Annotated in this window: 11 protein-coding genes; 7 read left to right on the top strand and 4 right to left on the bottom strand. The window is 35.8% G+C overall.

What is annotated here, in order from left to right; translation table 11 throughout:
- Nucleotides 1–62: 62 nt before the first annotated feature.
- Nucleotides 63–665, top strand: a complete 603-nt coding sequence (locus C8N46_RS05065; protein ID WP_108113791.1) for an outer membrane protein — start codon at nucleotides 63–65, stop codon at nucleotides 663–665.
- A 261-nt stretch (nucleotides 666–926) separates the two neighbouring features.
- On the opposite strand, the gene C8N46_RS05070 is transcribed toward C8N46_RS05065, so the two are convergent.
- On the bottom strand, nucleotides 927–1,745 hold the full coding sequence (locus C8N46_RS05070; protein ID WP_108113792.1) for a DUF695 domain-containing protein: 819 nt from the start codon (nucleotides 1,743–1,745) through the stop codon (nucleotides 927–929).
- Nucleotides 1,746–1,888: 143 nt separating this feature from the next.
- On the opposite strand from C8N46_RS05070, the gene menA reads away from it, so the two are divergent.
- From menA to C8N46_RS05095, 5 genes are all read left to right on the top strand, one after another.
- A complete protein-coding gene (gene menA / locus C8N46_RS05075) occupies nucleotides 1,889–2,815 on the top strand; it encodes a 1,4-dihydroxy-2-naphthoate octaprenyltransferase (protein ID WP_394340246.1) in 927 nt (308 codons plus the stop codon).
- 9 nt (nucleotides 2,816–2,824) lie between these two features.
- Nucleotides 2,825–4,333 carry a hypothetical protein gene (locus tag C8N46_RS05080; protein ID WP_146169733.1) on the top strand — a complete coding sequence of 503 codons (1,509 nt, stop codon included), beginning with the start codon at nucleotides 2,825–2,827 and terminating at the stop codon, nucleotides 4,331–4,333.
- A 17-nt stretch (nucleotides 4,334–4,350) separates the two neighbouring features.
- Nucleotides 4,351–5,028 (top strand): metal-dependent hydrolase, encoded by a 678-nt coding sequence (locus C8N46_RS05085; RefSeq protein ID WP_108113795.1) that lies wholly within the window; start codon nucleotides 4,351–4,353, stop codon nucleotides 5,026–5,028.
- A 102-nt stretch (nucleotides 5,029–5,130) separates the two neighbouring features.
- Nucleotides 5,131–6,174: an o-succinylbenzoate synthase gene (locus C8N46_RS05090; RefSeq protein WP_108113796.1), complete on the top strand. Its 1,044-nt coding sequence runs from the start codon at nucleotides 5,131–5,133 to the stop codon at nucleotides 6,172–6,174.
- A gap of 3 nt (nucleotides 6,175–6,177) precedes the next feature.
- Nucleotides 6,178–7,113 (top strand): CPBP family intramembrane glutamic endopeptidase, encoded by a 936-nt coding sequence (locus tag C8N46_RS05095; RefSeq protein ID WP_108113797.1) that lies wholly within the window; start codon nucleotides 6,178–6,180, stop codon nucleotides 7,111–7,113.
- Between the two features lie 368 nt (nucleotides 7,114–7,481).
- On the opposite strand, the gene C8N46_RS05100 is transcribed toward C8N46_RS05095, so the two are convergent.
- The 3 genes from C8N46_RS05100 to C8N46_RS05110 form a co-directional block, all read right to left on the bottom strand.
- The gene (locus C8N46_RS05100; RefSeq protein WP_146169734.1) at nucleotides 7,482–10,061 is read right to left on the bottom strand and encodes a hypothetical protein; all 2,580 of its coding nucleotides are present in this window, start codon (nucleotides 10,059–10,061) and stop codon (nucleotides 7,482–7,484) included.
- A gap of 62 nt (nucleotides 10,062–10,123) precedes the next feature.
- Nucleotides 10,124–12,052 (bottom strand): DUF3857 domain-containing protein, encoded by a 1,929-nt coding sequence (locus tag C8N46_RS05105; RefSeq protein ID WP_108113799.1) that lies wholly within the window; start codon nucleotides 12,050–12,052, stop codon nucleotides 10,124–10,126.
- A 10-nt stretch (nucleotides 12,053–12,062) separates the two neighbouring features.
- Complete coding sequence (locus C8N46_RS05110) at nucleotides 12,063–13,958, bottom strand: DUF3857 domain-containing transglutaminase family protein (protein ID WP_146169735.1); 1,896 nt, start codon at nucleotides 13,956–13,958, stop codon at nucleotides 12,063–12,065.
- Between the two features lie 135 nt (nucleotides 13,959–14,093).
- Here C8N46_RS05110 and C8N46_RS05115 point away from each other — a divergent pair, with 135 nt between their 5' ends.
- Nucleotides 14,094–15,176 (top strand): AMP-binding protein, encoded by a 1,083-nt coding sequence (locus C8N46_RS05115; protein ID WP_108114124.1) that lies wholly within the window; start codon nucleotides 14,094–14,096, stop codon nucleotides 15,174–15,176.
- Nucleotides 15,177–15,240: the final 64 nt, after the last annotated feature.

Below are 15,240 nucleotides of genomic sequence, written 5' to 3' on the forward strand. Positions count from 1 at the left end.
TAAATCATCAATCACAAATACTAAAACAAACCTTTTCAACGTTACCTAGCAAACCATTCAAAATGAAAAAACTCATATCTTGTCTTTTATTGCTTTGTTTCTATGTGGGAATGGCGCAAAACAACGAACGTAAATTTGATATCGGATTTCACTATCCGTTGTCTACAGGCGATAATTTTATGGTGTTTGCGTACGATGGTTTACTAGGATTGGATTTGCGTTATCAATTTGCAGATACAAAACTCATTTCGCCTAAAATCGCGTTTACGGCCGATTATTTTATTTATAATTTTGTAGAAGGCATCAACGGTGGTGCGCTGGTGTTAAAACCTCGAATTATTGGGGAATTTAACATTAAAAAGTTTGCCCGTCTCAAACCGTTTGTATTGCTTGGATATGGTTTTTTTGAAACTTCTTTAAACACAGCAAATCGAAATTTTAGCTTTGGAAGTCCCAATCCGACCATTGAACCAAACGGCGAACGATTCACCGATTCGCAAAACGGAATCAATTGGGGATTTGGAGCCGCATACGATGCTAGCGAAAGCTTTTACATAGAAGTCACTGCCGATTTCATCAAACTAGATTTAGACGGCGACACCTCAGGAAATCGTTACAACGAGAACATTCATACCGTGAGTTTCGGGGTTGGATTTCGATTTTGATTTTTTTGTTAGGTGTTAGGTGTTAGGTGTTAGGTGTTAGGTGTTAGGTGTTGAATAGTTTTTTTAGGAATTTTTGATTTCAAAGTACTTCTCGATACTAAATTTCTACGAAATTTCACTCGAAGTGACGGTTTTTGTTTGTTTACGAGTTTAGGTGTTTAAAAGTTTATCAATTTATAATAGAAACAACAAACAACAAACAACAAACAACCAAAAGCAAAGCGATACCAAAAGCGTCAGCGGTCTAAAAGCAAAGCGCATCTAATCTTCTTTCTTAACTACATACGTTTCCCAACCTTCGTAAGTTCCGTTAAATTCTTTGGTAAGTTTGATGAGTTCTGTGGTGAATTTTAAAGTATTTTCAAGCGTTACGGAGTTGTCACGTTGAAACTTGATTTCATACGGATGAGTTCCTTTTTCGAGGTCTTTTTTGTGTGAAACCGTATATGCCAATTTTTTGATGGCTTCTTCAAACAAATTCATGTCGTTTTTGGATGAAAATACCGCGTAGTGATCAATCGGGCGGACAGCCAACACATCATCGCCTGCATTTTTAAGCTGAATCACCGTATCGCGATTCGACATAAAGTTTAAAATTTCATCATTCGGATATAAAAAGTTGACGTACAAATCCCACGCAGGATCTGACTTTACAAAGACTTCATACCTTTCGCCGCGAAATTGATTTCTAAACAATTTGTCAATATGGCGTTCAATATCCGACGCGTCTTTTACATAATAATACTCAAAACGACTGCCATCATACATAAACGAACCGACATATTTACTATCGGAAACCGATTGCATTTTACTGTAAATAGAATCTTTGATGCGGTATAATTTCTTCAGTTTATTGCCAATCGGAAAATCACTTTCTTTCGTCACTCGGTATTTGATTTTTACATAAAAAAGAAAGTCGTAACCGTTGATTGGCGCTTTATCCACCAAATCCATTCGCAAATTCGTAGAACTCACTCCTTTTTCTTGTTTGGCTTGATAGGTATTCCAAACGGGTGACTCTTGCGCATGCAAAACTCCCATCGAAAAAAACAATAAAAATACGCGTACTAGAGTGTTCATGAATTAAAAATAAAACTTTTGCAATGTAAGTAAAACTCAGAATTGCGCATAAAAATTTAATAGAATATTAAGATTAATCAGCTTGTTAGACATTTTTCAATAATTCTTTAAAAGTGTATCTTTACAAAAATTGTCTTTACATGATAAAAGCATGGCTTGCTGCCGCACGATTACGAACCTTACCTTTGTCCATTTCTGGGATTATTGTTGGTTGTGCACTTGCAAATTTCACAAAGTTTGATACAACTCAAACGGTTATACCAATTACAAATACCTATCATCCTAATTATTTTATATTTATCCTGTCGATTTTAACGACAATTGGTTTTCAAGTATTGTCCAATTTTGCCAACGATTATGGCGATGGAATTCGCGGTACAGATGCAGATAGAGAAGGCGAACAGCGCATGGTGGCTTCGGGAATTATTTCGCCAAAGCAGATGAAAAACGCGATGATTCTTACGGTAATTATTACGTTACTATTGGCATTAGCAGTGATTTATGTAGCGTTTGGGAATGAAAATTTCAGTTATTCGGTATTGTTTTTCTTTTTAGGAATTACGGCGATTATTGCGGCGGTAAAATACACGGTTGGAAAAAGTGCCTACGGATATTCAGGATTGGGAGATGTGTTTGTATTTCTCTTTTTTGGCTGGTTGAGTGTGGTTGGAAGTTACTTTTTATACACTAAATCGTTGAATTTCGACATTTTCTTGCCTGCAACAGCTGTCGGATTGCTAAGTACGGCAGTTTTAAATCTAAACAACATGCGCGATCGCATCAAAGACAAATCGCACGGAAAAAATACCTTGGTGGTTAAAATTGGAAGTCAGAATGCAAAAAAATACCATTACGCATTGATTGTAGGAGCATTTTTCATCACGCTTTGGTACATTCTTAGAAACTATCATTCGCCGTTACAATTCATCGTTTTCATAGCGTTTATTCCGTTAGTGATGAATATGATTGTAGTCGCAAAAAATATCATTCTCAAAGAACTTGATTCAGAATTAAAAAAAGTGGCGTTGAGCACATTTTTATTCGCAATTTTGTTCGCAATTTTTAATTAGAACTAATAAATGAAAAAGAAACTATTTTTACTAGTATTGTTATGTCTATGTATGTTTATTTCAAACGCGCAAGAAGAATCCACAACCAAACTCAAAATCACTGAAAGTGCTGAGTATAAAGATGAGGTTAAGGTTGAAGGAATTGATGTGATTTATACAAATCCAGCGGGAAAAACAGCGATTGTTCGATTTGGAAAGAAAAATATTTTACTAGATGTTTTTGATAGTAATTTGGATAAAGATTTTTTTAAACTCATAAAAAAAGAGAAAAAAGAAGTATATAAAGGACATTTGAGTTATGATGACGTAATCAAAGTGTTTACAGTATATTCACCAAAACGTAAAGAACGAATCTTATACTGCCATACCTTCAATATCAAAAATAATACTCATAAAAAAACTAAGTTGTTTGAAGCTAATGTGAAAAAAGGAGGTGGGCTTTTTTCAGGAAGTAATAAACGTCAAACAAGCTTTGCTATTTCTCCAAATCAACAATATATTGCTATCGCTACGGATAATATTAAGAAAAAAAGCAATTCATACTCTATTCATGTATTTAATTCAGAAGATTTGAGTCTGATGTATAAAAAATCGTATCAAGATCATGAGAAAAATTATTTTGAACACAACGATTTATACATAGATGATGAAGCAACAGTATATAGTTTGGGCAAATTGTATATTGAGGGACGATTTGACAAGAATGAAGGAAAAGCTAATTATGAATTTGTGCTTCACAAAATATCTCAAAGTGGAACTTCGCATACTAGTATAGAATTGGAAGATGAATTTGTGAGAACATTGGTTATCAACCAAAACAATAACCAATTACACTTATTAGGATTTTATTCAGAAAAAAACTCTAACAGAATTAAAGGCGGTTGCGATTTTATAATCAATGAATCAACTCTTGACGTTGTATCTGAAAAAAAGACAGAATTGCCACAAGAAGTATACGAAGATTTATATGGTTACAGAAGAGGAAAACGCAAAAAGGAAAAAGCAAAAGAATTGCGTAACTTTTTTGTAGATTATACTATGGAAGATTCTCAAGGAAACGTATACCTTTTAGCAGAAGAATTTTATATCACATCACAATTTGTAAATACGGGAATGAATAATAATGGCTATTGGAGAGATATTCCTCATTATGATGATGTTTTGATTTTAAAATTTAATAAAAGCGGAGAATTAAGTTGGGGAAGAAGTATTTATAAAAGGGCTACATCTCCATCGTATAATGCATTTTTGAAAAATGATGAACTGCATGTTATTTTGAATTCTGGGAAAAACTTAATTGAAAAAAAAGATGGACGAACCAAAGTATCTAAAGGTTTGTTAGAATCCTCTTCTTTATATGATATTGTATTTTCAACAGATGGTAATGTATCATACGATAAAATTCAAGACAATAGCGGAAACGTTTATTATATGCCGTATTACGGAACATTTACGGATGGGAAATTCATTACAACAACCACCAAGAGAAAGAAAAAACATTTTTTAAAATTAGAATAACTTAAAACAACTATATCATGAAAATCACATACTTAGGACACGCTTCGTTACACATCGAATTTGGCAACACCAATATCATTGTCGATCCTTTTATTTCGGGAAATGAATTGGCTTCTCATATTGATGTCAATTCTCTGAAAGCGGATTATATTTTAGTCACGCATGCACATCAAGATCATATTTTAGATGTTGAAACGATTGCCAAGAATACAGGTGCCACGATTGTAGCAAACTATGAAGTTGCGCAACATTACGGCGCTAAAGATTTTAATGTATTCGCGATGAATCACGGCGGAACGTACACTACAGAAGCGTTTTCTGCAAAATATGTAAATGCCATTCACACATCATCGTTTCCAGACGGTTCCTACGGCGGACAACCTGGCGGATTCGTATTGACAGCAGGTGAAAAATCAATCTACATCGCTGGAGATACCGCGTTGACGTATGATATGAAGTTGATTCCGCTTCAAACACAATTGGATTTGGCAATTTTACCAATCGGTGACACATTCACCATGGGCGTTGATGATGCCATTATTGCTAGTGATTTTGTAGCGTGCGATAAAGTATTGGGCTATCATTACGATTCGTTTCCGCCTATAAAAATCGATCACGATGCTGCACAAAAGACCTTTGCAGAAAGCCATAAGGAATTGATTTTGCTGGGTATTGGAAGTTCACTAGAAATCTAGTTATACAAGCATCTCGACAGCGCTCGATGTGACAGATAGAATAATCAAATCGTCTAAAGCATCTAACAAGTCTAAAAACCTAAAAAAGTCTAGAAATCAAACATGAAAGCATCCTGTCACAAACACATTCTCAACTTCAAACGACCTAGCGGAACCTCGCGCGGAGTTTTGAAGCAGAAGGAAACGTGGTTTATTCATTTGATTTCGGAAGGAAAAGAAGGAATAGGAGAGTGCGGAATTTTACGAAGTTTGAGTGTAGATGATGTGTCTGACTATGAAGAAAAATTACGCTGGACGTGTGAACATGTCGAATTAGGCGAAGAAAAACTATTGAAAGAACTCACCGAATTCCCATCGATTCAGTTTGGTGTGGAGCAAGCGTTTCGTTCGCTCAAAGCGGAATCACCATTTTTGCTGCATCCGTCTAAATTTACGGAAAGCGAAGAAGCAATAAACATTAACGGACTGATTTGGATGGGCGATGCCGATTTTATGAAAGCGCAAATTAAAGACAAACTTGCGGCAGGTTTTTCATGTATCAAGATGAAAATTGGTGCGATTGATTTCGACACAGAACTAAAACTTTTACAAAGCATTCGCAACGAATATGCTGTAAATGATATTGAACTTCGTGTAGATGCCAATGGTGCGTTTACACCTGAAAATGCCTTAGAAAAGCTAAAACGATTGTCTGAATTCGATTTGCATTCTATCGAACAACCTATCAAACAAGGGCAATTGGAAGAAATGGCAAAACTATGTGAAATAACGCCGTTGCCAATCGCACTTGATGAAGAATTGATTGGCGTATTTCATCATTCCGACAAGAAAAAAATTATAGAAACCATTCAACCGCAATACATCATCTTGAAACCAAGTTTGGTGGGCGGTTATGCTGGAAGCAACGAATGGATTTCGCTGGCTGAACAACATGATATCGGTTGGTGGATTACCAGTGCGCTGGAAAGTAATATTGGACTCAACGCTATTGCACAATGGACGTATACATTGCAAAATTCTATGCCACAAGGTTTGGGAACTGGCGGATTGTATACGAACAATTTTGATGCGCCACTAATCATACAAAACGGAGCCTTGCACTACCATTCTGAATTGCCGTGGAACGTTCCCTATATAAAAAACTAAAACATGTTTATACAACAAGCTTACAAAGGCGATAATGCCGCTTGGAAAGTTATCATTACAACGATACTGACACTTGCCATTTTTATTGCAAATATTTTTTATGTGCTTTTTGGTGATATTGACACCGAACAAATGATGGACAAGGTTTCCAATACGATTGATAATACTAACTTTTTATTCTTTCTCAACTTATCACCGTTCGTTTTCTTATTGTTGCTATTGTTTGGATTGGTGGTGTATTTGCACGAACGAAGCTTGGTATCGCTCACCACAGCGCGGAATAAAATAGACTTAAAACGAGTGGCGTTTTCTTTCGGATTGGTCTTCATTGTGGGAATTGCAAGTTTTATGGTGGAATACTATCTGTATCCAGGAATGGTCGTTTTTAACTTTAAACCGATGAGTTTTATCGTGTTGGTATGTATCAGTTTGTTATTATTTCCTTTTCAGATTGGTTTTGAAGAATACCTCTTTAGAGGATATTTTATGCAGCAAATTGGCGTTGTAGTGAAAAACCGTTGGTTTCCTTTGATTGCGACTTCTGTCATGTTCGGATTGATGCATTTGGCAAATCCTGAAGTAGCGGAAATGGGCGGAATTACGATGATTTTCTACATAGGAACAGGTTTGTTTTTGGGAATTATCACGCTAATGGACGATGGTTTGGAATTGGCGCTAGGATTTCACTTTGCCAATAATTTTCTCGCGGCAACACTTGTTACGGCAGATTATTCCGCGTTGCAAACCGATTCTTTATTTAAATATGCTTCGCAAGAAAGTGATGTTTCTTTCTATCAAATTTTAATTCCAATCATGATTGTATATCCGATATTATTGCTTGTTTTTGCTAAAAAATATAAGTGGCGCAATTGGAAAGAAAAACTCGCAGGACGCGTGCCATCAATTGAAGAAACTACGGTTGAGGTGTATACTGAATAGTTTTATGAATCCAAGACAGGTGAGTTTGGCATAAAAATCAACAGTGGTTTTTTCTTTTCCGCAGTGTAGCAGAATTTTTTCGTTAAAAATTTCTGAATCCTTGGAAGAAATTTAGAAAAAATTATGCGGTTTTGGTTTTCTCCCTAAAGAGAAAAGCAAAAACACCTCTGGAAAAGTGCCCTTTCTTTTGTTTCTTTTCTTTGGGCATGCAAAGAATAAGAAAGTAAATAGCTGATTTTTCGTTTTTTTAAATTTATTTTATTGAGAAGAGACAATTTTTATTTGAATAGAAATTATATCGAATTGACATTCAAACATATCATAGCTTTACTCATATTCACAATAAAAAAAGCAATACAAAAATCATTTTACTTCACCTCAAACTGAAAAATAGTTCCACCAAGCAAACCATTGCCATTCGTACCTTCAAGCGTTCCTAAAAAAGTAGTTTGCAAATCGGAAGTATAAAAACTTACGGTGATTTCTCCCTTTGCATCTGAAATCAAGTTCGGTGCCCAAAATAAGGTTTTCCGATTGTCAGGAAATAAGGCTTCATCTGGATTTTTGTCGTATTGTGGACTGTAAAATTCTTTTTCAGGATACAAGCCTTTAATCTTTACAAAAAGCTTACCCTTTTCATCGTCTTCTTTTTTCATTTTTTTTGGGAAGTACGTAATGATAGCTCCGTCGTTTAAACGATAGGTTTTTCCTTCTTTTGGAGGCGTTCCATACGGATGATTTACACAGTTGAGAATATTGTAAATGCACACATAATCCGTAGCACTATCACCATATTTTCCAGCGCTTCCTTCGTTTTTATTACGATCTCTGAACGAACCCAAATTGACTTCTTCCAAAAAATTGGTTTCTGTAAAACTAAATTTAGCATCGTACGATGATTGTTTTTTAGCTTGCAATGGTAGGTCATATTGCGGGAATTTAGCATCATAATTTTTAGTAATATTTTCAATACTTCTAAACGGTTCTGCGATTTTTATAACCGCATTTTCGTTTTCAAAAGGAATAAACACCAAATGCGAACCTTGCGCTTCTTTGTATGACCAAATCGGTAGCGAAAACGTAGCTTGTTCGCTAGCAATTATGTGACTTGTAAACTTTGGATACGAAACATTTACAGTTGCTAATGGAATGTTTAGCAACGCGCCATTTTCAAGTTTTTTATATATTTTTCCCTTGATATTGGTCGTAAAATCCAAACTATTCTCTACATAATTTAATTGCTTAATATTCCACACGTAATTCCGCCAACCTTGCGTAAGCAGTAATAAATCTAAATGCGCCTCGCGATTGTTATTTTTTGGATTAAAATAATAAGCCGCATCGTACACATGACCTTTCAATTCCGAAAACAAATAATAATGTGGCATCATGGCGTAATCATTCGTGTTATCCGCATATAAATGATCGTGAACGCTTAGGCTAAAATTAGCGATGACAGGATTTTTATCTTCATCACGAACTTGGAATGTCATCGTGACTTTGTCTTTTTGGCGAAAGATACTTTTCGAGATTTCTTTAAGTGTTACGTGTAATTTTTGCTCCATATTGGCATACACCAAACGTTCTGCAATCGGTTGATACTGCTCGTTAAATAGCGTTATTTCAACAATACCTTGCGGAAATTTTTCCAACGGAAGTTTAAATCGGACGCGTTCTTTGCTAAGTGAAGCTGTCGCCATCCAATACACCAAACCGCGATGTTGCGCGCGTATGTACACTTTTTGATTGGGAATGTTCTCCGTGCGTGTAATGCTACAATGAACGTGCTTTTTTGTCTGTCGGTCTACTTGCAATTTGATACCTTCTGGCAATATTTTAGGCAATTCAAAAATGCTATCCAATACAGGTTTTGTAATTTTTACGGTATAATTTTGATTGTTTTTCGGAACAAAAGCAAACTTTCCCATTCCGTAGTGTTCTGCTGAAAACGCTTGCAATTTTTTACCATTTTCATACAAAATACCTTCTACTTTTACAGGTCTTCCTGACGGATCTAAGGCTTTAAAAGCGACGGTGTTTGGAAGATTTGCTACCAAACTTCCACCTTCAGGATACAAACCAAATTGCAATTCGCTCATGCTTGTAAACGGAATTTCAATAGTATGAACTACTTCGTTTCCTTGATGTTTGACGTGAAGTTCAATAGTCGTGGCTTTTTCACTTTTTTTAGCAGGAAAATTGACAAACACAACTCCTTTATCATTCGTACGAAGTCGCTCGCGGGAAATCCGTTTAGAACCTGCATATACATACGCAACAACTACCGTGTTTTTATACGGAACTCTACTTCTTGAAAAAACGGTAATTTCGGCAGCTATAGCTTCGTTTCGTTGGTATCTTTTTTGTGAAAATTCAGCATCCATCAAAATGGTTGGAATCACACTTTCTACCACTTTAACTTCTTTTACAGCCAGTATCTTTTTTGCGGTACTTTCTAAGGTTTTTTTGGTGTGAATGCGTAGTTGATACGTTCCAACATCGATACCTCTTTCGAGGAATAAGTGACCATTGGTAAATCCGTTGTTGGCTTCGTATTTTTCAGTGGCAATGATTTTATCTTCTTCGTCTTCTTCTTTGTGTATTTGAATTAATTCGACAAAAATCAATTGTGTGTCTGTGGATAGTTTTAGCGTATTTCCATTCAGTAAATATGCTTTAAACCACAAATTTTCACCAGGTTCATAGATATCTTTATCCGTGTGAATATAGATGTTTTCTTTCAGTGTTTGTGTTGCAAAGTATTCAGGAATTTTGACCAACGAATCATTGGCAGTTTCATCTAACAATTGCGCATGCGAAAAAGAACAACTCAAGTAGAGTAGACAGACAAGAACGATTTTAAAATTCATAATGTGTGGTATAACATCGGTTTCTTTAAAGATACGATTTTTCTGTTTTTCAATCATAAAATAAATTATGAAAGCCACAAAAAAAGTCCGTTTTTTAGGACGAACTTTCTAAGCTTTAAGCAGTTTCTAAAGGAACTGTATTATTCTTTAGGATTCATTAAAATGGCAGCTTTATTAAAGTCAGAAGCAGCATTGATGACTTCGCGGAAGCCTTCATATTCGGCAATATCATACTCAAATTCCTTGTAGAATTCTTCAATAGTAATGGTGAGTTTGCTGCCGTTTAGTTTGTAATTCGATTCAAACTTACATTTTTGATTGCCTTCTTCATCTAACAATTCTTTCTTAATGATGAGCGATTCCAAACCTTCAACCTCATAATCTTGCGGAATGTTCACCACAATTTCATAGTTGTAGCGATTCGGATATTGCATCTGAATTGGATTGACGCGCTTGGTTTCTTGGTACAATTCGCTTTGCGTCCCAATCACTTTTCCAACCTGAAAAATATAACTGTCGCCAGCTTCTTCCAACAACGATTCAGACGTAATAGCACTGTTTACCAAAAACGGTTTGTTGTATTCCAATTGCAACATTTCCTTGTTTTTGACTTCGTATTTTTTCACCACTTTATCTTCAATTCCTGAACCTGTCAAATAGTCTTCAAACTCTTTAATAGCTTGCTCTGGTGCCAAATTCAAATACGCGCGGTTGTTCATTGCCCAATGTCCGTAATATTCCTGATTTTGCTCAATTTGTACATATTCCATGTCATCTTCAAACGAAATATTCATGTTGCGTACGACGCGACTGTAATCTTGGTCTTTTTGAAGAATTTTGTAAAAACTGAATTGTTTTTTGTTGTTGACAAAGATTCCCGTATTTCCGAGAATATTCGGCGGAATTTCACTCAGGCGATAATCCACACGATTTGGCGTGATGTATTTAAACGCTTTTGGAATGTAAATCAAAAATTCGCGCAACGCTATTGGATTGAAAAACTCAGAGTCGAATTTATGTTCGTACACATCCGAAGTAATTACAGGCAAGTATTCCACTTTCGCCGCTTCCAATAAGTGCGAATATACTTTGATAATTCCCAAATCACTTGCCGATTTGTTTTTGACGATATAATCAATATCAGAAAGTTGCTCATTGTTGTTTTGCACAATGGTGTAATTTGTTTTTACATAATCGTCAATCAAAAAGGCTTTTGTAAAATCATCAGCAGTTTCGTCTTTGATAATGGTTTTCGCAATTTTTGCGATTTCTGGATGCACTGTCGCAGGAAACATGCCTTGCGTAATATTGGTCACCACATTGCTCCACAACATATCGTCTGTAACGTTGGTGTCCGGACCAAAACATTGATACGCAACATAAGTTTTATTTGACTTTGGCGTAGCGTATTCTTCTTCAATCATGGGCACAACATTTTCTAAAATCAGTTGTTTTCCAGTACTTTCGCCGTATGTTCTCGTTTCAAAATTACTGTCAGCACGATACGCTTTTACACGACCTGGAAGTTCGCCGTGAATAAAATGATATTCCAAACGTTTGATTGGATAACTTTTCTGTAAAGTTTCGCGTCCGAAGGCAGAATATTCTTTTTCCAGCGTGTACAAAACTTCAATTTCGCTGTCTTTTTCGGCACCTTCAATCGCAAAAATTTTAAAATCACCGTATTCTTCTACATTTTTGACTTCTTTGATATTATCTTTATTCAGTAATGTCACTTTTCCGTCAGGCGTAATTGTACGAGCTTTGATATCTACAATATTTAGCACATCGTACATAGAAATATAAACGGTATTATGCGTTTTAATTCCTTTTTCGTCGTGCACACGTGCAATGGTGTGCGTAGTTTCAAACTTTTGCAACTTGTTTCCAAACTTGGGAACGACATATTCTACAACATATTTTTCCAAAATTGAAATCGACGATTCGTTTGCTTCTTTCTCAGTCAGTTCGTGGAGTGTAGGCTTTTTTGCCCAGTCGTATTCTTTATAATATTGTGAAAATGCTTGCGAAGTACACAAACATAAAATAATGGCAATAATTGCTCTCATAGCTGTTAATTTACTTTTCAATGATAATACTTTTTTTGTAGGCTTTAATCAATTTCTTTACAAAACTATTCCACGCTTCAAAATCTTCTTTTTCTACGCGTAACGTATTGATATAAATACTTTTGTGTTGAATGATTTGATTGTCTTTTTGCTCGTAATGAATGTCAAAACCATAATCTTTTCCGTCAAATTTTATCGGTTTTGGCACGGAAGTCACTTTATATCCTTCTGGAATGATGAACGTAGTCGTATATTCTTTTTGATACTGATGATCAATTTTTTTAGCGTATTTACGTGTCTCAATATCAATCTTTTGCTTTGACAATACACGGTCAATGTTGAGGTTGAGAATGGTCTTTGAACCAATGGTTTTCGCGTAATTTTCAATCTGTAAGTCAAATGCCAAGGTCAACTCTTTATACTTTGATTCAATCGGCGATACGGTAATATTTTGATACTTGGTTTTGTTATTTCCCAACGCTAGCGTCGTATTTAAAAATTCCTCTTCGGTATTGTCTTTTTTCTTGTAGAGATAATCTGTGACAAAATCGACTCTTTCATAACCTGTCATCACACGTTTTTCAGACGCTTTGATGTTTCCATCTTCAAACGTAATGGTTGTATTGATAACCGTTTTGCTTTTTTCTGCGGGTTGTACAGGCACTTTTTTCAACACAAAACGCTCAGGAGAAATACCAATTAAGGCTTCTTTGGTTTGTGTAAACGAACTTGGCATACCGAAGTTTACATAGCTATCGGTTCCATCAATGAAGATGGTATCGTTGTCAATAACTGTTGCTGTTATCATGTGATTGTCTACCATCGGCGTTGGCACTTCGTCGTACAAATACGGACGGTCGCGCGTACCAATCCAAGTTCGATACGCTGGAATTCCCACGTGATTCAACATCACATACAACAAATTTGCCATGTCTTTACAATCGCCATAACGGTTTTTACAAACGCTTGCCGCGCCGCGTGGAATAAATCCGCCCAAACCATCTTCAAACGCTACGTAGGTTATATTTTCTTGCACCCAATTATAAATGGCTTCCGCTTTTTCGCGGTCAGTTGAATAGTTTTTGGCGATATCTTCCGCAATTTCATGAACTTTTTTCAAATCGCTTTCGTCAACTCGTTTGGCAAGCGATGCGTACCAGCTGTACAAATCGTTCACATTGTTTAAAATTGGAATCGTTTTGCCGTTTTCGGTGTAATTTTTTATGTGTAAAATGATATGTGGTAAGTGATATAAAGCGGCTTCCGCATCGTCTTCTGAACTGAATTTTGCAACATTTTCAGTAGTCCAGGTGTAAATATTATGGTTCTTTTTTTCTTCTTTTTGGAAGTTGATGGTAATATTTTCTGTGTGAAACTCTTTGTATCCGATTTCTACATTTTTAGGAAACTCAATGCGTAACACAGCTTTTTCGGTTGGTGCATAAGTTCCAAAACGAAATAACCCTAAAAAATGCGGTTCGTTGATGACTTCTTTATATTTTAAATCGGTAATTGCACCTTTGGTAACACCAGGAAATGTAAAGTTTTTTGTTTGCTGATCGCTGTAAAAAATACCGTCGTCAAATTCATGTTTCGTTTCTATATAATCGACTTCAAGCTTTTTTCCAGAATCTGGTAAATAGGTCACTGCTTCAATATCTTCTATTTTGGTAAAACTGTCAAATCGAAGCACTTCATTGGCAAAATACAGTTTATTCGCGGTTACGTATTCTGCTTTTTCGTGAATATTTTTGACAATTTCAAAATTTCCTTTATCTAAGTGAATCTTAATATTTTCGGTACGTTCTAAGAAACGGAAATCTTCGGAAGGATTTTTTTGCGCGAAGCTATACTGCATCACGAAAAGCAATAGCAATACAGGGAATTTCAAATAGGATGTTGTCATAAAATACAATTTAATTCGGTGTGGAGAAAAATTTACTTTTACAAGCAAAAACAGTCCACTAAATTAGTAAAAACTACGCAAGAAATAGTTGATTTTCCATTGCGAATCTGTAATTTTATAGAACAATTAACAAAAATGATTCCAAGCTTTCAAAATATTCATCTAAAGTTTCAATTAGATGGCAATTATTTCAATAGAGAAGAACTTAAAGAAGTGGCGTACAGCTTTGTAAAAGAAGGCAAACCATACGAACAAATCATGGGCGATTTCTTGATAGATTGGCTCAATGATAAGGAGTATATTGACGTTTTTACCTCAGGTTCTACAGGAAAACCGAAATCCATTCGATTGTCGAAACAAGCGATGGTACATTCTGCGTTGGCAACGGGCGATTTTTTCGGAATTCACCCTGGAGATGCTGCACTGCAATGTTTGCCATCTAACTTTATTGCTGGAAAAATGATGCTTGTGCGCGCGATGATTTTAGGATTAGAACTCGATTTGGTCGTGCCAACATCCAATCCGTTAGAAAATCTTGAAAAAAAATACGATTTCTGCGCGATGGTGCCGTTACAAGTTGAAAATTCGTTGAAACATTTACACAACATCAAAACACTCATTGTTGGTGGCGCGCCTGCTTCAAATAGTTTGGTAGAAAGTTTACAAGGAGTTTCCACCAATATTTTTGCCACGTATGGAATGACGGAAACCATCACGCATATTGCCGCAAAACCGTTGAATCATCTGCCGAAAGGCGAAAAAGGACATTACAAAACCTTACCAAATATCAGCGTTTCTGTTGATGACCGAAATTGTTTGGTCATTGACGCACCAAGAATCACAGGCGAAAAAATTATTACCAATGACGTTGTAGACATTATTTCTGAAACAGAATTCGACTGGCTAGGACGAGTTGACAATGTGATTAACAGCGGCGGCGTAAAACTCCATCCTGAGCAAATAGAGGAGAAGTTACATCTTTTTATAAAACATCGTTTTTTTGTCACTGCTGTAGATGACGAACAGTTAGGGAAAAAGCTGATTCTTTTGATTGAAGATGAAAAACAAAAACTAAACACTGCTGCGTTGCTAAAAACCATTCAAAATTCAAAAAAACTCTCCAAATTTGAAATCCCGAAAGCAATTTATACTATAAAAAAGTTCGTAGAAACTGATACAGGAAAAGTACAGCGATTGAAGACGTTGGAAGTGCTTTAGTTTTGTTCTTCGTTTTTTGTTTTTTGTTTTTTGTGTTTCGTTGGTTCGTTTTATTTTCTGTTTT

Origin of the sequence: Kordia periserrulae, assembly GCF_003054265.1 — a bacterium.
GTDB classification, from domain to species: domain Bacteria; phylum Bacteroidota; class Bacteroidia; order Flavobacteriales; family Flavobacteriaceae; genus Kordia; species Kordia periserrulae.

Bases quoted from the DNA above. Each gene is read 5' to 3' on its own strand.
- C8N46_RS05110 (WP_146169735.1), bottom strand. From the start codon at position 13,958: ATGACAACATCCTATTTGAAATTCCCTGTATTGCTATTGCTTTTCGTG.
- C8N46_RS05090 (WP_108113796.1), top strand. From the start codon at position 5,131: ATGAAAGCATCCTGTCACAAACACATTCTCAACTTCAAACGACCTAGC.
- C8N46_RS05080 (WP_146169733.1), top strand. From the start codon at position 2,825: ATGAAAAAGAAACTATTTTTACTAGTATTGTTATGTCTATGTATGTTT.
- C8N46_RS05070 (WP_108113792.1), bottom strand. From the start codon at position 1,745: ATGAACACTCTAGTACGCGTATTTTTATTGTTTTTTTCGATGGGAGTT.
- C8N46_RS05115 (WP_108114124.1), top strand. From the start codon at position 14,094: ATGATTCCAAGCTTTCAAAATATTCATCTAAAGTTTCAATTAGATGGC.
- C8N46_RS05095 (WP_108113797.1), top strand. From the start codon at position 6,178: ATGTTTATACAACAAGCTTACAAAGGCGATAATGCCGCTTGGAAAGTT.
- C8N46_RS05085 (WP_108113795.1), top strand. From the start codon at position 4,351: ATGAAAATCACATACTTAGGACACGCTTCGTTACACATCGAATTTGGC.
- C8N46_RS05105 (WP_108113799.1), bottom strand. From the start codon at position 12,052: ATGAGAGCAATTATTGCCATTATTTTATGTTTGTGTACTTCGCAAGCA.
- C8N46_RS05065 (WP_108113791.1), top strand. From the start codon at position 63: ATGAAAAAACTCATATCTTGTCTTTTATTGCTTTGTTTCTATGTGGGA.